The 20,870-nt window shown below is 36.5% G+C and carries 19 protein-coding genes; all 19 read right to left on the bottom strand.

The genetic code is table 11. The features are described 5' to 3' along the window. Positions 1–117: 117 nt before the first annotated feature. The 19 genes from ACFTQ7_RS00100 to yfmF all read right to left on the bottom strand — a co-directional run bounded on the left by ACFTQ7_RS00100 (position 118) and on the right by yfmF (position 20,797). The gene (locus ACFTQ7_RS00100; RefSeq protein ID WP_386826759.1) at positions 118–915 is read right to left on the bottom strand and encodes a TIGR00282 family metallophosphoesterase; all 798 of its coding nucleotides are present in this window, start codon (positions 913–915) and stop codon (positions 118–120) included. Positions 916–1,116: 201 nt separating this feature from the next. Then, on the bottom strand, positions 1,117–1,830 hold the full coding sequence (locus ACFTQ7_RS00105; protein ID WP_386826760.1) for a CpsD/CapB family tyrosine-protein kinase: 714 nt from the start codon (positions 1,828–1,830) through the stop codon (positions 1,117–1,119). 11 nt (positions 1,831–1,841) lie between these two features. Next, positions 1,842–2,555, bottom strand: coding sequence for a YveK family protein (locus ACFTQ7_RS00110; RefSeq protein WP_386826761.1), 714 nt, complete (start codon positions 2,553–2,555; stop codon positions 1,842–1,844). 153 nt (positions 2,556–2,708) lie between these two features. Further along, complete coding sequence (locus ACFTQ7_RS00115) at positions 2,709–3,731, bottom strand: glycosyltransferase family 2 protein (RefSeq protein ID WP_386826762.1); 1,023 nt, start codon at positions 3,729–3,731, stop codon at positions 2,709–2,711. Beyond that, the gene (locus tag ACFTQ7_RS00120; protein WP_386826763.1) at positions 3,710–5,254 is read right to left on the bottom strand and encodes an oligosaccharide flippase family protein; all 1,545 of its coding nucleotides are present in this window, start codon (positions 5,252–5,254) and stop codon (positions 3,710–3,712) included. The genes ACFTQ7_RS00115 and ACFTQ7_RS00120 overlap by 22 nt, the downstream gene beginning before the upstream one ends. A gap of 42 nt (positions 5,255–5,296) precedes the next feature. After that, entirely contained in the window at positions 5,297–6,049 is a 753-nt protein-coding gene (locus tag ACFTQ7_RS00125) for a glycosyltransferase family 32 protein (RefSeq protein WP_386826764.1), read from the bottom strand. 54 nt (positions 6,050–6,103) lie between these two features. Next, positions 6,104–7,012, bottom strand: a complete 909-nt coding sequence (locus ACFTQ7_RS00130) for a hypothetical protein (protein WP_386826765.1) — start codon at positions 7,010–7,012, stop codon at positions 6,104–6,106. Between the two features lie 61 nt (positions 7,013–7,073). After that, on the bottom strand, positions 7,074–8,084 hold the full coding sequence (locus ACFTQ7_RS00135; protein WP_386826766.1) for an O-antigen ligase family protein: 1,011 nt from the start codon (positions 8,082–8,084) through the stop codon (positions 7,074–7,076). Positions 8,085–8,277: 193 nt separating this feature from the next. Next, positions 8,278–9,048: a tyrosine-protein phosphatase gene (locus ACFTQ7_RS00140; RefSeq protein ID WP_386826767.1), complete on the bottom strand. Its 771-nt coding sequence runs from the start codon at positions 9,046–9,048 to the stop codon at positions 8,278–8,280. A 371-nt stretch (positions 9,049–9,419) separates the two neighbouring features. Beyond that, positions 9,420–10,979 carry a ribonuclease Y gene (rny, locus tag ACFTQ7_RS00145; RefSeq protein WP_349659710.1) on the bottom strand — a complete coding sequence of 520 codons (1,560 nt, stop codon included), beginning with the start codon at positions 10,977–10,979 and terminating at the stop codon, positions 9,420–9,422. A gap of 988 nt (positions 10,980–11,967) precedes the next feature. Next, a complete protein-coding gene (recA, locus tag ACFTQ7_RS00150; protein ID WP_349659711.1) occupies positions 11,968–13,032 on the bottom strand; it encodes a recombinase RecA in 1,065 nt (354 codons plus the stop codon). 317 nt (positions 13,033–13,349) lie between these two features. Next, a complete protein-coding gene (locus tag ACFTQ7_RS00155) occupies positions 13,350–14,606 on the bottom strand; it encodes a competence/damage-inducible protein A (protein ID WP_386826768.1) in 1,257 nt (418 codons plus the stop codon). Positions 14,607–14,623: 17 nt separating this feature from the next. Further along, positions 14,624–15,202: a CDP-diacylglycerol--glycerol-3-phosphate 3-phosphatidyltransferase gene (gene pgsA / locus ACFTQ7_RS00160; RefSeq protein WP_386826769.1), complete on the bottom strand. Its 579-nt coding sequence runs from the start codon at positions 15,200–15,202 to the stop codon at positions 14,624–14,626. A gap of 50 nt (positions 15,203–15,252) precedes the next feature. Continuing rightward, entirely contained in the window at positions 15,253–16,152 is a 900-nt protein-coding gene (locus tag ACFTQ7_RS00165) for a helix-turn-helix domain-containing protein (protein WP_386826770.1), read from the bottom strand. A 39-nt stretch (positions 16,153–16,191) separates the two neighbouring features. After that, positions 16,192–16,974, bottom strand: coding sequence for a DUF3388 domain-containing protein (locus ACFTQ7_RS00170; RefSeq protein ID WP_197141989.1), 783 nt, complete (start codon positions 16,972–16,974; stop codon positions 16,192–16,194). 225 nt (positions 16,975–17,199) lie between these two features. Continuing rightward, positions 17,200–17,457: a DUF3243 domain-containing protein gene (locus tag ACFTQ7_RS00175; protein WP_079560524.1), complete on the bottom strand. Its 258-nt coding sequence runs from the start codon at positions 17,455–17,457 to the stop codon at positions 17,200–17,202. Positions 17,458–17,502: 45 nt separating this feature from the next. After that, positions 17,503–18,231: an elongation factor P 5-aminopentanone reductase gene (ymfI, locus tag ACFTQ7_RS00180; protein ID WP_386826771.1), complete on the bottom strand. Its 729-nt coding sequence runs from the start codon at positions 18,229–18,231 to the stop codon at positions 17,503–17,505. Beyond that, a complete protein-coding gene (yfmH, locus tag ACFTQ7_RS00185; protein ID WP_349660907.1) occupies positions 18,228–19,529 on the bottom strand; it encodes an EF-P 5-aminopentanol modification-associated protein YfmH in 1,302 nt (433 codons plus the stop codon). The genes ymfI and yfmH overlap by 4 nt, the downstream gene beginning before the upstream one ends. Further along, positions 19,526–20,797, bottom strand: a complete 1,272-nt coding sequence (gene yfmF, locus ACFTQ7_RS00190) for an EF-P 5-aminopentanol modification-associated protein YfmF (protein ID WP_386826772.1) — start codon at positions 20,795–20,797, stop codon at positions 19,526–19,528. The genes yfmH and yfmF overlap by 4 nt, the downstream gene beginning before the upstream one ends. Positions 20,798–20,870: the final 73 nt, after the last annotated feature.

A 20,870-nucleotide genomic window follows, 5' to 3' on the forward strand; every position in this document is an offset into this window, starting at 1 on the left:
CCCCCTCGTTTTTCCGAAGAGTCATATTTTATTATGATGCTTTAATTTCATTGAATTAACAAATTTTCAAAACAAAAAACTATTGTGCATTTTTTACATACACAATAGTTTCTCTTCTTATGCTTGGAACGGATAATCTTCGTTTATATACACTCGCTCACAATGACGAGCTTTTCCTGTTTTATCATCAATGTCTACAAAGAAACCACTTAACACATCGCGTCCTTTTTTAGGCACTTCAAAACGAGATGGCATGTTTGTTTGGAATCTATAAATGACACTTTCCTTCGTCATCCCTAAAATTTCATCGTATGGACCTGTCATACCAACGTCCGTAATATAGGCTGTTCCATTTGGATAAATTCGTGCATCAGCTGTTTGCACATGTGTATGTGTACCAACTACTGCCGAAGCCTTTCCATCTAAATGCCATCCAAGTGCAATTTTTTCACTTGTCGCTTCTGCATGAAAATCCACGAATACAAGCGGTGACGTTTTATGCGCTTCTTCGATTAATTTCTCTGCCATCGCAAATGGATCCTCATGAGGAGGTAAAAACACTCGACCGTGTAAATTAATAACAGATAGTGTTACACTGTTTTTTGAAATTTGCACCATACCTTTACCTGGTGCATCACTTGAAAAGTTTGCAGGGCGTATTAAATAATCTGCATCATCTATAAAATCAAAAATATCTTTATTATCCCAAGTGTGATTGCCCATCGTAATAACATCTACACCCATTTGCAATAGGTCATTATAAATATTACGTGTAATTCCACGTCCTGCCGCTGCGTTTTCACCATTGGCAATAACAACGTCTGTGTTATATTTTTTCTTTAAGCGTGGTAAATACTTTTCCACTGCATCTCGGCCGATTGAACCTACAATATCCCCAATAAATAAAACTTTCATTTTCATAACCACACTTTCATTAATTAGCACCTTATATTTTACCACCAATTCAAAGACAAACGCAAAATTATGTCCGTCTAGCGTATTTAACAGACGCTTTTTATAATAGGCTTGAAGATGTAGGCGCTGATACTCTTTCTGATTGTCTATAAAAAAACCTGACAAGCTATTAGGTACTTGTCAGGCGGATGTTGCTGTTTTCTATTTTCTTGTATGATAATACTGGCTCTTATATTGTTCTTTGGGCAGAGCATAGTTATTCATAACAACGCCTAATATTTTTGCTTGTGCTACTAGTAAGGAATTTTTTGCTTTGACAACACTAGATTTCTCTACTACTCCTGTATTAACAATAAGTAGTGCACCATCTGTTTTATTCGCCAAAATTTGTGCATCGGTCACAGAATTAACAGGCGGCGTATCGAAGATAATTACATCATAATAAGCTATCATTTTTTCTATTAACGTATCCATCATCTCTGAAGCAAGAAGCTCTACAGGATTAGGTGGGATTGGTCCACTAGTGAGGACAAATAATCCTTCTATAAACGTTTCTTGTATCGCTTCGCTCAACGTGTCATTTTGTATCAATACACTTGATAGACCTGAATTATTAAGCAATTCAAATGTATAGTGGATAGCAGGTCTTCGCATATCAGCATCCACTAATAAAACTTTTTTACCTTCTTGAGCAAAAACGATTGCAATATTTGCTGCATTCGTTGTCTTTCCTTCACCAGGGATAGATGATGTCACTAAAATTGTTTTACACGATAAATTAGGGAGTGCAAATTTTAAATTTGTTCTAATTGTTCGAAACTGCTCAGAAATGATAGAAGTTGTGTGTACGTTAGTCAATAGTTTCCGTTGCATCATCGCTAATGCTTTCTTTTTTTTATTTTTCATTTTAAACATTATGTGACTCGTCACCCTCTTCTAGTAGAGATAGATCCTCTGCCTTCTTTTATTGAACTTACGAATCCTAATACCGGTAAATTTAATAGTTCTTCAATTTCTTGCTCTGTCTTTATTGTTGAATCGAAAAATTCTACACTAAATGCAATACCTGTTCCTAAAAGTAGTCCAAGAAAACCGGAAATCGCAATATTTAGAATTTTTTTCGGTTTCACTGGTTGTGGGTCATCAGCTAATTTAGCTACTGAAAGGACATTGATATTATCTACGTTCATCAGTTTTTGAATATCTTCTTTAAAGACATCTATTATCGTATTGGCAATCTCCACCGCACGTGCTGGTTTTTCATCAAGAATCTTTATAGAAACTACTTGTGATTGGCTTTCATTATTGACTGTAATTTTTTCTGCTAATTGTTCGGGAGATAATTCTAATTTCAACTCTTCAATTACTTTTGATAGAATAGCTGGGCTTTTTATAATGACATTATACGTATTTATTAATTGTAAATCTGTCTCAATTGAATACGCACCCGTATACATTTGTTGTTGATCCGTATTTTTTTGATTGATTAATATTTGAGTTTCAGCCTGATATTCGGGTGTGATGACATAGTAGCTAACATAAGCAGCCAATGCCATCGCGATTACGATTATCGAAAGAATAAGAAGTATACGTTTTCGTAAGATTTTTACTATCGCCTTTACTTGAATAGAATTCTCCATCGAATATATCTCCTTCCCCTAAACTATCTAAATTTGTGTAATGGAGTGTGATATTCATAGTTAATTGTTATAGTAGCTAGTAAAATGAAATACTCAATTATATATTTATTATATAAATTTATGTCCTATGTTATTCCTAATACAACAAGTAATTCATTTTTTCCTCATCGATAAAAAAATGATAAAGGCTAGCGTAGATACAGCATTTTTTTTCAACAGCTGATAATAGAGCTTCTTTTTCAATGAAAATTTTATTGGATTTAACTCGAGAACATGAGGGTAGTCATCAACAAAACTGACTATTTCTTCTTTAATCTCTTTTAATAAATGGAGCCCCTTATATGGGGAACCCTGCAAATGAAGTGTTAAATTTACTAAACCTGAAAATACATATCCATTAAAGCTAGTTTCAATGGATGTAAAAATATTTTCAGCTACTAATGTCTCACGAATACGTTCATAGATTACATCATATTTTTCTCGCTCATTCTTACGGTAGCTTCTCGTTAATGATTGCTGTGGCAACACATTGTAATGATAAAGTTGCTGAGGCACATAACAAATTGTCGTACTCTTTATGATCGCTTTTGTTATGAATAAAACATCTTCAGAAAAATTCATATCCTCTTCAAATCGAATTCCAAATTGATCAAGAAAGGCTTTAGAATACAATTTGCAGCAAGCAAAACCGAAATGTTTTTCATGAAATTCAGTAAATAATAAATGCAAACATTTCTGAGGGTCAAAAAGTGCATTTGCAGTCGACGGATAGTTCAGACGATTACCATCATTTTTTCCATCTACAAATACGTCACATTTAGCTATTTCAGTTTCTGTTTCTGTTTCTTGAATTGCGCTATATAATTGTTCCACCATAGATGGCTCTATCCAATCATCCGCATCGACAAACGTAACGTATTGACCTCTAGCCTCGTTAATCCCTATATTTCTTGCATGACTAACCCCACCATTTGATTTATTATGAATGATTATTCGCTGATCCTGTAAGGCAAATTGATGTAAAATAGAAAGAGAATCGTCAGTACTGCCGTCATTAATCGCAATAATTTCGATTGGCTTTAACGTTTGTTGGCAAATACTTGCTAGACATTTCTTTAAATACGGTGCTGCGTTATATACCGGTATAATAACAGTTACGAGGATTTCTGACCCCAAAATTTCACCCCTCCAGCTAGGCTGAGCATTTTCATTTTTCCAATTAAGTATTTTCTATCAGAAGTAGAAATTCCAAATATGAACAAAGATATACCGAAAATCATACTGTATAAGGCAATATACAGTCCTAGAATGTACCAAGTATTCGAAAGTGGGAAAACAATTATAATAACTTGCATTAAAAGGGACGCAATAACAATAGATACGAAAAGCTTACTAATGCGTAACCAAAATCTTTTAATATTCAGTTGTATTTTTTTTGCATAGTAAACATTCATAATACATGCATTTCCAATAAATAACGATACCGCAGTTATGATTGCTGTTCCAATAACCCCGAAAAAATAGATGGCAGGAATAGATAGAATAAAATTTGTGCTAGCAAGTGTAATTAACAATACCGTTCGAAACTTAAACATGTTTTTTGCCTTTAACACACTCAGACCTATATTTTGAATTAAATCGACTGAGAAAGGCAACATGATGATTAGTACGATCGGATAGACAATTAAATATTCATCACCTATCCATAATGAGATAAAAGTTTTACCAAATAAAAAAAAGCCACTTAGTACATATCCAAGAATCATTAGCTGAATGGCGCCAACATTGACAAATAAGCGATTAATCTCCATTAGACCATCTGCTTGTGTCACCAACATTGAAATCTTTGGCAAATACAAATCACTTATGGCAAGTGCTAGTGCCATAAAAATCATAATAAATTGTATAGCAATTGCATAAATGGCTACATCTTCTGTTCCTTTCATAATCCCTAGTAATACTTGGTCAGTTTGCCAATAAATTTTATCCACTATGACTGTCACAAACAAAAAAAATGAATAGACGAATATTTCTTTTATAAGGCCTGGATTATAACCAGAAAAGATAAATCGTACTTTTAAAGTTTTCAAACAAATAATAGAATTTATTATTAATACACATACATTTAAGCTAGCTACAATATAAACCATCCCCACTGCATCAGCATCTTGTAACAAGAAAAACAGCATCAGTAACGGTTGTACTATTACTTTTATAAATGAAGTTAACTTAATTAGTATGAATTTTTCATAGGCTTGAAGTATTGAAGAGAAAACACTTAATGGAAATTGTAAGGCAAAGCTTACGGTCATCACCATTACCATTACTTTTGCCTTTTCGATTTGCAATGAAGATAAGCTTTGTCCAAAAATTGTCTCGACTTGGAAATAAACAAAACAACCGATGGCAAGTGTAAACACACCTATAATCGAAAAAAGTCGCAGAAAAAAGCCATTTAATCTAGCTTCCATCTCCTTATCCCCGACTACTCGATTATTAGAAATATAACGAATAATTGCATTCCCTAAACCAAAATCTAATATTGTTAAATATCCAACAAAAACTGTAATTAATGTGTATAATCCGTATTCTTCTTGACCAAGTATTCGAATCATAATAGGGGTAAACACAATTGCTACTATAAACGTACAAACAATAGATAAGTAAGAGAGAATAGCACCCATCCGAATTTCCTTCATTAGTCCACCTTGCCTCCACTTGTCCTTTTATGGATTACATTTTTACTCGAAAATCTTGATACCATTTAATTTTTTACGTGTTTTATTTAACTGATCAAAAGCATTCGGTCCAAATAATTTGTTGATAGCATATTTATACCGCATTACTTTTTTATGCCGTTTTTTTTGTTGCTCTGACAACCATGAACCATTAAAGTGATGGATCGTAAAAGTATTAACAGTTCGGTTAATCGTTCCTGATTCGAAGTCCTTTGCACAGAAATATTCAAATGGGTATATGTGTAGGTCGTCATCCAATCGCCTATGTTGGTTGGACTCTGTAAATCCATATTTTTCTCTCGTTAGATCTGTAATGATAACAGTATTTGTTTGTTGACCTTGTTCCGTATAGAAGCTTTTATCTTCATAATAATCTAGCAGTAACTTAATCCATGGATGCCCCTTTACAGCCCCCATTGTACCGGTTACACATGTATCACTATTTTCTCCGCCAGTAAATGCTTGATGAGATAAAAAAGGGTTTAACGATTGCACAACTTCTACATCTGAATCCAAGTAAATGCCACCTTGTGTATATAGTGCATATAACCTTACATAATCAGCTACATAAGCATATTTTTTAGATTCGTAGGCTTCTTGTACAAATTGAATGGATTGAATATCAAATGATTTTTCATTCCATTCAATTAGTTCATAGTCAGGCATTAATTTTTGCCAGGAGGCAATACACGCTTCAACTACCTGCGGATACGGATTTTCGCCAAACCAACAGAAGTGAATTTTTTTAGGAATCATTATACAATTTCCTTTCTGTTATCCAAATAAATTAACGGCATATCACATATCAAACTATTTCATTACTAACTTAATAAACTCCAACAGTTTTACCCTATCTAACAATAGGCTCCACTCTAAATAACTAACATCTGGTGTCACAAATTCAAAGTTATTTAAGTTTGCCATCGTAAAATTTGATAAATTTCGGTGTAATTTAAAAAAGTGTCCCTGTGTTTTCCGTTCAAAATTGTTGACCCAAGGATAATCGGTCGTAACAATTTTCAAATCTAATGCGCAGTACTCAAGGAGCTTAGTTGAAGCTTGTAAATTGAAAGGGTACACATCAGGCATATAATTCAGCCCGTATTCAGCCTTTGACGCTAGAAGAGGAACTTCATGATAAGGAAGTGATCCTGAAAAGATAATATTTTTATAGTCTTTGAAAGATTTATATAATTCATTTGTTGGATTTCCTATTAATAAAATCGTGTTATCCTTTAAAGTTGTCGTAAAGGGCTTTAGCGCATCAGCGGTACCTCTTTCAGTTCCCATTGCGCCGACGTATACAAAGTCGTACTCTTTTTTTGATGTTTTGATGAAAAAGTCTTTTGATATTCCCATATCTCGATGAATTTTGGGAACATTGTCCTTTATCTTAAAATCCTTTTCCACAAGTTCATTCAAAAATACGCGACCATGTGGTTTAACATTACAAGTCTTTTTTACAAAATTTTTCAACATCGGAAAATGACCAGTTGATAACGAATTATATTCATGAATAATCTTTGTCTCTCTTGAATGTTTTTTTATATCTAAACCAGGAAATTTCCATATTAAATCTATATTAGTTTTTGGAATTTCATTTATCTCCGCTGTTAAAATGGTGATGGCTTCTATATTATCCTGCTGATTTAAATATGCTACATAGGCTGAGATTTCTGGTAAAAATGATTTTCCGTTGTTGACAAATCCAATCTTCAAATAGATGATTCCCCCTTCTTACAACTGCTAATTTTCATTTATAATGGTCTGTCTATTAATTTCACGCTTTATTCATATTTGAACTATTGAGTGCGAGTTTATGATGGGTAAATGAATTTCCGGAAAGAACAAATAAAACAATCATTATCGGTGTTGTATAAATAATAATTTCCGTCATTGAAAGTAAAATATAGGTTATAAGTATTAAAAATGGTAATAGTTGTAGCATGTTCGTATACTTAACTTGTTTTTTAGCAAAAGAAAATGCGTTCCATACTAATGCTGCTACGAATAGTAGAAAAAATGTAACGGCCAACCAACCATACTCAGCTAATAAGGCGATAAAGGTATTATGTGCGTCCAATTGTCCAACATGATAATTTTCTCCATGGCCAAATAATGTGGAATCTTTTATGATGTTTTGCCAAATAGCCATTCGTCCATCAGATAGATCAGCCGATTTCCGCTGAAATTTCCCTACAATTTTTTGAACCGCTTCGTTTAGTATCGGAATTTTACTTAGACTAAAAATGAATGCCACACTTAGTACAAATAGAACCGTTACGAGTGCGCCCACTTTTCTAATACTTGAAGCGTTTTGACTAGCTAACAAGACCATACTCATTATGACAGCGATTAGTACCGTGATGGCAGCCGTTCTACTTTGAGTTAGTAAAATAATATAAAAAACAAAAAAGAATAGGCTTACTAGACCTACGATAGGAACCTTGTTCTTAACAACTTGAAAATATTGAATAGTCCCAGCTAGTAATACGACTGCTAATAATGTCATGGCCAATCCCATCATGTTCGGGTTGCTATAAATCCCCGCAAATGCGTTGAAAACAACTCGATTCATGAAAAAAGATAAGAGTAAAATAATGAGATGTGAGAGACAAATACTAATAGCTAGCACATGTAAAGTAGCTGTTTGAAAAGAGTTGTATATAATCGATAACCCTATATACATCGTAAGCATACATACAATATTCATAAGTGATTCCATATCAGAATTGGCTAAAGCACTTATTAGCCCACAAATAATAAATAAATAGAAAAATAAATCGCTCACATACATCCTGCGAATATTTGCGCTGCGATTATAAATAAAAAGGATGATCGGAAAGATGGAAAAAAAGACAGTAAAGTAAATTAGTATAGATATTTCATAAGATAATGCACTGGTGAGTAGTAATACACTCATACATATTGTTAGTATAAAAAACCGCACTTTCATCACCCTCACTATAGCTTCATTTCGTATGTTATTTTGTGAAAAGATGCCACCATTTTCTTTCACTTATTACGATTGGTTCCGCAATTAATAGCTGCTTATTTTCTAAAATACGTTCATTGTTTTCAAGAAAAAGGTCGACCATATCCAGCTGTTTCATTTTCTCCAAGTAATCTAACCCAGCTTCAAAAAGCAATGGTCTTGTAGATATATTATGGACATCTGAACCATACGTATGAACAAGTCTTGCTTCTATTAAATCCATTGCAAATTGTTGAATTTTTTTGCCAAAATGCCCCGCAATGCTACCTGCCGTAATTTGTGCTAATGCCCCATCACGAATGAATTGTTCAAGGAGCGCTACGTTTTGTCGAATAGCTCCATTTCGCTCAGGATGCGCAATAATCGGTGTAATACCCGATGCAACTAATAACCTAATAATTTCCTTGCAATAGAAAGGGATTGTTTCCGAAGGTAATTCCAGTAATAGGTAGTTTGAGTTTGCTAACGTATGAAGCTGTTTAGTTGTGATTGACTTTAAAATATTTTCATTGATGCGCACTTCATGTCCAGGAAATAGTTTGATTGGCCATGCTCTTTTTTCTATTTCTAGCTGTAAAGTATGTACTTGATGTAATACATTTTCATATGGCACATCGTACATGGGGTGCTTGGCATGAGGGGTCGTAATAATGGCTGTTATACCTTGCATCACAGCATTTTCTAGTAATTGCAATGACTCTGAAAGTTGTTGTGGTCCATCGTCAACTCCGTATAATAAATGATTGTGAGTATCAACCATGCTCTATCATCTCCCTATTCCAATTCATCACCTAACTGTTTTTCACCAATTTGAATTATTATTAGTAGAAATTTTATTGCTGATAAATAAAGGCACTTATTGTATATATGCCTATTTTCATGGTAAATATGACAGTAGCTTACACACAACCAAGCTAAGAAAAATGCGCAAAAGCGCTGGAGAGGCCGAAGCAAAAGTAAACGCTCCACCACTTTTGCCCGAGGAAACGAAGCGACCTCGAGGATGTAGCGCTTTAGCCAAGATCCTCGAGGTCGCTTTAGGTATTGTACAGGCAAAAAATCTATAGTTTCCTTAACTATAAAAAAACGTCTTTTACTCTATTTTGAGTAAAAGACGTTTCTGTATGACAATTATTTTGCGTATTCTACGGCACGTGTTTCACGAATAACCGTTACTTTAATATGGCCTGGGTAATCAAGTTCTTCTTCAATTCGCTTACGGATATCTCTCGCTAAGCGATGTGAAGCCAAGTCATCAATTTTTTCAGGTTGTACGATAATACGGATTTCACGACCAGCTTGAATTGCAAAGGATTTTTCTACACCATCATAGCTTTCGGAAATTTCCTCTAACTTTTCAAGTCTACGGATATAGTTTTCAAGCGTCTCACTTCGAGCACCTGGACGAGCTGCTGATAACGCATCAGCTGCAGCTACTAACACGGCAATAACAGATGTTGCTTCAGTATCACCATGGTGAGAAGCAATACTGTTTATAACGACCGGATGTTCTTTGTATTTTGTAGCTAATTCCACACCGATTTCGACGTGGCTACCTTCAACTTCATGGTCAATTGCTTTACCAATATCATGTAATAAGCCTGCACGGCGAGCTAATGCTACATCTTCACCAAGTTCAGCAGCAAGTAAGCCTGCTAAATATGCGACTTCAATTGAATGTTTTAGGACGTTTTGTCCATAGCTTGTACGGTATTTCATGCGGCCTAAAATCTTCATTAAATCTGGATGTAAGTTATGAATGCCAATTTCAAATGTTGTTTGCTCACCTGTTTCGCGGATTTGTTCATCCACTTCACGACGAGCTTTTTCCACCATTTCCTCAATTCGAGCAGGGTGAATGCGGCCATCCTGTACAAGTTTTTCAAGTGCAAGTCGAGCCGTTTCACGACGAATTGGATCAAAGCCTGATAAAATAACTGCCTCTGGAGTATCATCAATAATTAAATCTATACCTGTTAACGTTTCCAAAGTTCGAATATTACGACCTTCACGACCAATAATACGACCTTTCATTTCATCATTTGGCAAGTTCACGACAGATACTGTTGTTTCTGCAACGTGATCTGCTGCAAAACGCTGTAGTGCCAGTGATAAAATTTCACGCGCTTTTTTATCTGACTCTTCCTTCGCACGTGTCTCAGCTTCCTTCGTCATCACAGCAATATCAGTTGCTAGCTCTTTTTCTACTTCTCCTAAGATAATAGCTTTTGCTTCATCTCTAGTTAAAGCCGAAACTCTTTCTAGCTCTGTTTTTTGCGAGGCAACGAGCTCGTCCACTTTGCTTTCCATCTGTTCAATATGCTGTTGTCTTTCGCTTAGAGCTTGTTCTTTACGCTCTAAACTTGCTTCTCTCTTATTTAGAGCATCATCTTTGCGATCAAGATTCTCTTCTCTTTGCAATAAACGGTTCTCTTGTTTCTGAAGCTCAGAACGACGTTCACGAATGTCATTTTCTGCTTCAGTACGAAATTTGTGAGTTTCATCTTTGGCTTCAAGTAGTGCTTCTTTCTTCAATGCCTCCGCTTCTCGTTTTCCTTCTTCAACGATTGTTTCAGCGACATGTTTAGCACCAGTGATTTTTGAGTCATTCACTTTTTTCATGTAGATATAGCTAACAGCGGCACCAACGATGAGTCCAAGCAAAGCGGAGATGATAGTAATTGCATCCATATGAACACCTCCTCTTGCTATTTGGGTAATACAGTTTCAGTCGGCGCATACATTCATTTCACCTTGGCATAATTATGTCCCGGATTTTGAATTGTGTTCAAGTATGCACGAGGACCGAAACGATGTCGGTCATTCGGTAAAGTCACTGGACGTGGTGTTTTACCTATGCAAATTAGTTAGCCGTTTTCGCAGGATGCGAAGCTTTAAGGCGAACGTTCTTATGCATCATTGTCTGTTCAAAATCTTGCCATTTGCCAGAGGCTTCAACTTCATTTACGAGATCTTTAAAAGCCTTTCCAAAATGAAGTCAAAATGTAATGTACTGCCTATTTAAAGTCATAATTCAGAAATTATACATATTTAATTGTATAGCTAGCCTCAAGCTCTGTCAAGGATAGTCGGGCATCTGTTCGCCTTTCAAAAGAAAAAAAGTCAGTCATATCCATTAGGAGAATTAATTACCTATTACTTTTACACTAACGTTAAATTTACTTTTTCATATTCATACGTAGAAGCAGTACTTAGGAAGTATTATTTTCTTTTGGTGGAAGCTATTTATTCCCGATGCTATATCAAATTTACGGTGAGGAAAATATGATCCCCACTTCCCTTTATGACGTTCAATCTATCACTTCTTTTATTCTATCCTTCGGTACCTCTTCTTATTGCCGACTCATTGCTCAATTGCCTTCATCACTAAATATATGGATATCCTAACAAATATTATACAACCACATTCACCAGTATGTGTAAAGAACAAATGCGCAAAAGCGCTCGTTTACATCCGACAAGCGCTGGAGAGTCCGAAGCAAAAGTAAACGCTCCATCACTTCTGCCCGAGGAATCGAAGCGACCTCGAGGATGTAGCGTTTTTGCCTAGACGCCGACTATGCTTTAGTTTATCCACAGGCAAAAAATCTATAGTTTCCTTAAAAAATAAAAAAAATGCATTGCTCTCACTATAAAGAGTGGGAACAATGCATTTATATTATTCATCTTCAAGAAGAAGCTTTAATTCATCATCCATATCTTCCTCTTCATCATGCGCAGCAATTGTATAAGATGAAGATGCAATACCGTAAGAAGCACGGATTTTATTTGCGATGTCGTCAAGCACTGCTGGATTTTCTTTTAAATACTGTTTAGCATTTTCACGACCTTGACCTAGGCGCTCATCACCGTAAGCGTACCAAGAACCGCTTTTTTGAACAATGTCTAGTTCAACACCTAAATCGACTGTTTCGCCCTCTTTTGAAATTCCTTCACCGTACATAATGTCAACTTCAGCTGTACGGAATGGTGGTGCTACTTTGTTTTTCACAATTTTAATTTTTGTACGGTTACCCATAATGTCATTGCCTTGTTTAATAGCTTCTGCACGACGTACTTCTAAGCGAACGGAGCTATAGAATTTAAGTGCACGTCCACCAGGTGTTGTTTCTGGGTTTCCGAACATAACACCAATTTTTTCACGTATTTGGTTAATGAAAATAGCAATTGTTTTTGATTTATTGATAGCACCTGAAAGTTTACGTAAGGCCTGAGACATTAAACGCGCTTGTAAACCAACATGCGAATCACCCATATCTCCTTCGATTTCCGCTTTCGGAACTAATGCTGCTACTGAGTCAATAACGATGATATCGATAGCACCACTACGTACTAATGCTTCTGCGATTTCAAGCGCCTGTTCTCCTGTATCTGGTTGAGATAATAAAAGCTCATCAATATTGACACCCAATTTTTGTGCATATATTGGATCTAATGCATGCTCAGCATCGATAAACGCTGCTTGTCCACCATTTGCCTGAACCTCTGCAATGGCATGAAGTGCAACCGTTGTTTTACCTGATGATTCAGGGCCGTATACTTCAATAATACGTCCACGTGGATAACCACCTACACCTAATGCAGCATCAAGTGCTAGCGAACCACTTGAAGATGTAGCAATTTCTAAATCCGTCTTTTCGCCAAGTTTCATGATAGAACCTTTACCAAAGTTCTTTTCAATTTGTTTTAACGCCTGTTCTAAGGCTGCTTTACGATCACTCATTCATTTTCCTCCTTCGAAAACTGTTCACTGTTTTTCTCTATCTCTACTATACTTGTTTTTAAGAGAAGACGCAAGAAAAAAGCGAACGTTTATTCGTTTTTCTTCAAAATAAAAATTTGGGTAACTTTCCATTACCCAAATTTCTATTTTCAACTATATTATGGACCATCACCAAAACGTGTGGTTGATTTTCGTTCCGGCTGGGCGCCTTCCTAGGGGCGTCCAGTCTCCACTCAACTTATTTACATAGTAGACATTTTAACAAAAGTCATCCGCAACTTTTGGTGATGAACCTATATTATGCCGGGGCAAATTAATTAACGTTTTTTAAAGCCTCTTTCTTCTAAAAGCTGCATTAAATAATGACAAGTAAATTTCGCAGCCCGCAGTCGATTTGTATTACGCATGCCCGATAAATGAAGTAAGTACGTGATTGGTTTCTCATCACCAATTGCGATACCAATCCAAACCGTCCCTACTGGTTGATGATCATGGGCTGTAGGACCTGCTGCACCTGTTAATCCAATACCAATATTAGTATCAAATTTTTCACGTACAGCGCTAGCCATAGCTGCTGCACATTCACTGCTTACAATCCCATGTGTAGTTAATAATTCTTTAGAAATACCGAGCTGCTTTATTTTAGCCTCTTCTGTATACGTAACAACGCCACCAACTAGGGCATCCCCAACACCTGGTATTTCTGCAAGCTCAGACTGAAATAATCCCGCTGTTAAACTTTCTGCCGCAGAAATTGTTAACTGATTATCTAGTAACATTTCTACTGTTTTAGAGGCTAGAGAATCATCATCTATACCGTATTGATAGTCACCTACAAGCGCTTGGATCTCTGCTACCTTTGCAGCAATAAGCTGCTGTGCTTCTTGCTCCGTTTCTGCCTTGGCAGTCACACGCAGTGTAACTTCGCCGTCAGAAGCAAGTGGCGCAACAGTTGGGTTTGTTTGCGAATCTAAAATGGCTTGGACACGTACTTCAAGCTCTGCCTCTCCAATGCCATAAAAACGCATAACATGCGATAGTATAACCCCTCCAGCATTTAACATCGCACTAAGCTTTGGCTTTGCTTCAAACTGGAACATCGGCTCAAGCTCTTTAGGTGGCCCCGGAAGCAAAATATAAGTACGCTCATCTTTCGTTAGTATCATACCAGGTGCCATACCATGATGGTTTGCAAGCACCTCACTACCTGCTAATATTAAAGCCTGCTTACGATTATTGTCCGTCATTGGACGTCCTCGCTTTGCAAAAAATTGCTCAATATATGTCAGCGCGATATCGTCAAATTCAAGAGTAACGCCAAGATGATGAGCAATCGTTTCCTTTGTTAAATCATCCTTCGTAGGTCCAAGCCCACCAGAAAAAATGATTAAATCAGCACGAGACTCTGCAATGGAAATAGCTTCTTCTAAACGTTGTGCATTATCTCCAACTACAGTGTGATAATACACATTTATCCCTAATTCGGACAACTGACTAGAAATAAACTTTGCATTTGTGTTCGAAATCTGACCAAGCAATAACTCTGAGCCAACTGCAAGAATTTCAGCATTCATGATCCTCAAGACCTCTCTTATTTAGAATCGAGTAAGGCACGTCGATTTAGATAGAAATAATCCCATCCAGACCATAGTGTAAAGAACAATGCAATATATAACATAATTGTATCAAACGGAATACCAATAAGTGTAAATATTGTATTGTGTAAAAGTGCTGCTCCGATGGCCACAATTTGGGCCCACGTTTTAATTTTACCAAGCTGGTTGGCCGCAACAACTTCTCCTTCACCTGCCAATATTAAACGAAGACCAGTTACTGCAAACTCACGGCTAATAATTATAATTATTATCCATGCAGGCGCCATAGTAAGCTCTACCATTAAAATAAAAGCTGCTGAAACTAGTAATTTGTCAGCAAGTGGGTCTAAAAATTTACCAAATGTTGTCACAAGATTATACTTACGTGCGTAATAACCATCCACCCAATCAGTCGCTGAAGCAAAAATAAAAATAAGTGCACCTACAAAATGATGAACAGGCATATCCGCACCGAATAGTGACATTGTTCCCCAGCCAAAATCAAACATCATAACAATGACAAAGAACGGAATAAGTAAGATTCGAGAGATGGTAATTTTATTTGGAATGTTCATTTTTCTAACACCTTTCATGATGAAAGAAAGTAGTCATCACTAGATGACTACTATTCTTTATTGAAATTGATGACGATGTTTTGCGTTACAGCTTGCTGTGCATACGTTAAAGGCTCGTCATTAATGTATACCTTGGCTTGCGTTGAATTACCTAAACGGATACGAGCATAATTTTGAGATGTTGCGTCAAATTCTACTACTTCTCCTGCATTATATACACGAGTATCTGTTAGTATTTCTTGTTGCTGTTGGTCTCGAATACCGATAAATGTAGGACCTGATACTTCGATACGTATTTTAAATGTATCTGCACCTGTTAACGTATATGAAGTTGTAGCACCATCCGCTTCAACAGTCCCTGCTGAAATCGATTGCTTAACCTCTTCAGTTTCGTCAGGTGTTTCCTTTGCTGAATCTGTTGACTCTTGTTTGTCATTTGATTGAGCTTTTTTATTTTCTTTTTCTTTATCTTTTTCTGTATCTATAGGTTTTGCTTTTGTATCGTATTGCATTTCTGGAGGCGTCTCATCTCCAGCATTCGGTACTGCACTATTTTTAGACTGCATGAGTACCCAAATTACTACAATAATGACAATGATAAATAAACCAACGATTATTTTCGGCATTGCCTCCATCATTTTAGTAGAAGGGCCTTTTGAAATTTTTCTTCTACTTGGACTATTCGTCATCGATTGACTTACTTGATTGTTTGAAGTACCTGGTAGCTCACTTTTATACGTTTCTAAAATTTCCTCTGCGTTCAAATCAACGGCGTCAGCATATTGTTTGATAAAAGCTCGTACATAAAATGAACCAGGCATGATCGAATAATTGCCCTCTTCAATACCTATTAAATAACGCTTTTGTATTTTCGTTATTTCTTGTAAATCGTCTAAACTGTAGCCTTTAGACAGTCTCGCCTCTTTCAGTCGAGTCCCTAATTCTGCCACTCAAAACACCTACTTTAACATCAATTTAAAAATTAAATCCTAAAATCCTCCAAATGAATTGGATTCGGACATCATATGGTTTTTTTCCATTATTTCATACGTAATTTCTTCATCTGGGTGATGACGTAATTCAATGATATAATCAAAATCCTCTATCCTATAATCTGAATGCTGAACAAACATGTCTGGATGCTCGACGACCTTTATGGAAGGCATATTCATCATTTCACGCACTAGTTGTAAATGCCGCTCATCAGATGAACGACGTGTTACAATGCCATCTAATATAAAAATATTATTGTCACTGAATTCATCACCTGCGAGTTTATTGCGAACAGTCTGCTTAATCATTGTAGATGATAAAAAAATCCATTTTTTATTGGCACATACACTAGCCGCTACAATCGATTCAGTTTTTCCAACTCGAGGCATTCCACGTATTCCTATGAGCTTATGCCCTTCTTTTTTAAATAGCTCAGCCATAAAGTCAACTAAAATACCAAGTTCATCTCGGACGAAGCGGAAGGTATTTTTTTCATCTGCATCTCGAGGAATATAATGACCGTGCCTTATGGCTAAACGATCACGGAGTTTTGGTTGTCGAAATTTGGTTACGTTAATATGTTCCATTGTCGAAACAATTGTACGAAAACGCTCAATTGTCTCATCGTTGTCTGTATGCACTAACATACCACGTCGATCCTCATCGACACCATTTATTGAAATAATATTGACACGAAGCATCCCTAAAAGTGAAGCAATATCTCCTAATAATCCAGGGCGATTCACCTGAATTTCATATTCAAAGTACCAATCGCTCAAACACACTCGTTCCCTTCCTATTAGTTAACGTAAAAAATCCCTTATAAGTTCCATCATAGCTGATTTTTTATGTAATGGAAAGTTAGAATACATGGAATTATAGCGTTATTTTTAAAAACTTACTATTTTTTTTTTGAACATCCTAAATAGGCTTACATACGTTCCCTTTTCTATATAGAAATTGCTTTTTTAAATAGAAAAAAGAGGAGATCACTCTCCTCTTTTTTACTGTACAGGTTTATTTTGCACAAGTTTAACGACACAATTCGCCAGTGCGTGTTTTTCTTCTTCAGAGGCAACGCCCCATAAATCCGACAGCACTCGTTCTTGTTCATTTTTAGGATCGACATTTGTCGCCAAATATTCTCCAATTTGTACAGCAGCTTGTTGAATCATTTGCGATGGCACACCGCTAGATTCTGCTCGCATAACATTTTGACCTAAAAACGATGTCCATTTATGCCAGTTCTCTAAGATAGTCATACTGTTCCTCCTCCTTTACACATGTAGTATGTGCAAAAAAGAACATTATATGTACCAACCACCGTTTAATCGAATTACTTGTCCCGTTACATAATCTGCATTTCCAGAAAGGTAGAAGCGCACCATTTTAGCAACATCCGTTGTTTGTCCAGCTATCCCTAGCGGAATGTCCTCTAAAATATAGTCAAGCTCCTCTTCACTTAAATGACTGTTCATCGAGGTATTTATAAAGCCAGGTGCAATGGCATTAACACGAATACGTGACAGTGCCGCTTCTTTCGCATATGACTTTACAAAAGCATGTTGGGCGCCCTTCACAGTTGCGTATAGAGCTTCACCAGCCGATCCAGCCTCTCCCCAAATCGAACCGATAAAAAGTACATAGCTGACATCATGAGCACGAAGCTTTGATGACAGCAATGCCGTCAGACGCATTGGGTTTTGCACATGGACACGCCATAATGCATCCATATCCTCCACAGTAGTATCTTCAAGTAGAGAATAATGCGCTTGACCATTTGCAAAAACAATTGCTTGCACATTAAAAATTTGCGCTGCTAGTAATTGTGCCCCGGATGCTTTCGAAAAATCTCCCTGCACAAGCATAAATTCCTGTGCAGGGAAATTTTCTGAAAGAGAGTGGTATAAAGCCTGTGCTGCTTTTTCATTGTTTGAAAAGTGTATGTAGATGGACCAGCCGTCTTCTGCCAGACTCTGACAAATAGCACGACCAATCTCACCCGATGCACCTAACACGAGGGCAAACTTTTTCACTGTTCGCCCTTCTCTGTAGGTAAAATTTTAAAGACAGTTTGTTGTGATTCACCTTGAATTGAAGAAAATGCTTTTTGCAAATCTTCAATCGTTAGTTCTTCTAGCACAGGTACAACATCGAACAAATTCATCTCATTAAACGAATAACGTGTAAATTGGTTGGCGATGAATTCAATAGAGTTCAGCGCACGTAGGAAGAAACCAATTTTTTTACGTTTCACTCGTTCTAAATCGGCACTTTCAAATTGTGCATATCCTTCATACTTTGCCAATTCTTCTTTAATAGCTTTCTCTAATCCAGCCGGGTCTGCAGAATCCGAGCCAATCATAGCAAAACCAAAGCCGTTTTCTAACGTGAAATCAAATGCATACGTTTCATCAATTAAGTCATTTTCATAGATGCGCTCATAAAATTCAGATGTACGTCCGAAAATAAGTTCAAGTGCTATTTGAACAGATAGCTCATGTTTTAACATATCACGACCAGAAAGATTTGTTTCTTTTGCTTTTAAGCCGATATAAACCTTTGGCTTTTGTACATCCATATGCAACTCACGCTCTTTGATAGCAACATCAGTCGGTTCTTTATCAAAGTAGCGTTGTATTGGTGTTGGTTCAGTGAACTCTTTTTTACCTTGATTGTCACGAATAAACGTCATCATTTCATTAGGGTCTACAGCACCAATAACAAACAATAACATATTGGATGGATGATAGAACGTATTGTAGCACGTATATAAGTGGTCCGCAGTAATGCCATCAATCGTCTCGATTGTACCAGCGATATCAATTTTTACCGGGTGATTATGATACATATTTTCGATCGTACCAAAATACAAGCGCCAATCTGGCTGATCATCGTACATCGTAATTTCCTGACCAATAATGCCCTTCTCCTTATTCACTGTTGCTTCTGTAAAGTAAGGCTCTTGCACAAAATTTAATAATGTTTCTGTACTTTTATAAATATTGTCCGTCGAAGAAAATAAATACGCCGTACGTGTAAATGATGTAAATGCATTTGCTGAAGCGCCGAATTCACTAAACTTTTGGAATACATCTCCATCTTCTTTTTCAAACATTTTATGCTCTAAAAAGTGAGCAATGCCATCTGGGACTGTAATGCTTTCCGTCTCACCAAGCGGCACAAATGCACGATCAACAGAACCGTACTTAGTTGTGAACGTCACATATGTTTTGGAATAGCCTTTTTTCGGTAAAATATAGACATCTAAGCCATTCTCTAATTTTTCATAATACAATGTTTCATCTAATTGTTTGAATTCAATTGTCTTCATTGTGCGGCTTGCTCCTTCCCACATAAGAAATAGACCGCTTCTAGCTGAATTTGCTTCGCCATTTCAACGATATCTTCTCTCGTTACAGCTTTCCATTTATTTGCCCAAGCTTCAACAGAGAAGTCCTCGGGTAAATCTTTATATTGGTCAAAAATTTCTATTTGTCCTCGGGCAGAATCCAATGACTCTTTTAGCTGATTCGTCAGCATAGCCTTTGTTTGCTCTAATTCCAAATCAGTAATATCGCCTGCTTGCATAACAGCAATTTGTTCTTTAATTAGTGATAGTGCTTTTTCTTCATTTTTTGGTTCAATCCCAGATACAACAAAGACTAAGCCATAATGTGATGCATAGGAGCTAGACGCATAGTAAGCTAAACTTTCCTTTTCACGAACATTCATAAATAATTTGGCATGAGGATAGCCACCGAATACGCCGTTAAAGATTTGCATTTTAGCAAAATCAGGATCACCAAATCGTACTGGTGTACTAAAACCAATATGCAGCTTTCCTTGCTTCATATCTTGTTGCTCACGTACATAATCATTTTGTGGATGCTGCTGCGGAAGCACAGCAGGAACTTCTTCAGGTGTACGATCATTAAACGGTAGTGCTTTTTTCAGCTGTTCCACGATTTCGTCTTCATTAATATCACCCGCGACATAAATATCTATTTTATCGTTAGCAAGCATCGATTGATATGCTTCAAACAATGACGCAGGGGTAATTTTTTGAATGTCCTCAACAGTTCCGTTAGCAGAAATAGAGGCCGGTTCATTCGGACGTAAAATCTGTTGAATACGTTGCTGCGCAAATCGAGATTTATCGTCAAAAATAGACTCGATACGTTGTATGACCGTTTTCTTTTCACGCTCTACTATCGATTCTTTAAAGACACCGTTTTCTATATTCGGTTCAAAGATTGCTGTGTGCAATAAACCAAGTACCTCGTTTAAAACACTTGTATTTGCCAAATAATGATCGTTAACGGATTCTACATTCATCAGTACTGTATGCTCATTACCACGTTTAGATGTATCAAAATAAAGCACTGTGCCATACAAGTCATCCAAGAAACCTCGGAATGCAGCTGTTGTCTTATATTTAGCATTGCTGTGTTGCAACACATTTGTTAACACTGTGCGTTCAGACGCATTTGTAGCCGTTAATGCTCTTCTCCATTTAATTGAAAAATTTACGGTTTTAAATTGGGTCGTTTGTCGGATATGCAAATTGACACCTTTTGCAAAAGGGATTGTTTTAAACATATATAGAACCCTCCTTATCTTTCTTAATATAACAAAGTACTACACATACTATACATGTCTATTGTCTATAATT

Origin of the sequence: Lysinibacillus sp. NPDC056959 (assembly GCF_042674095.1) — a bacterium.
In the GTDB taxonomy this organism is placed as follows: Bacteria; Bacillota; Bacilli; order Bacillales_A; family Planococcaceae; genus Lysinibacillus; species Lysinibacillus zambalensis.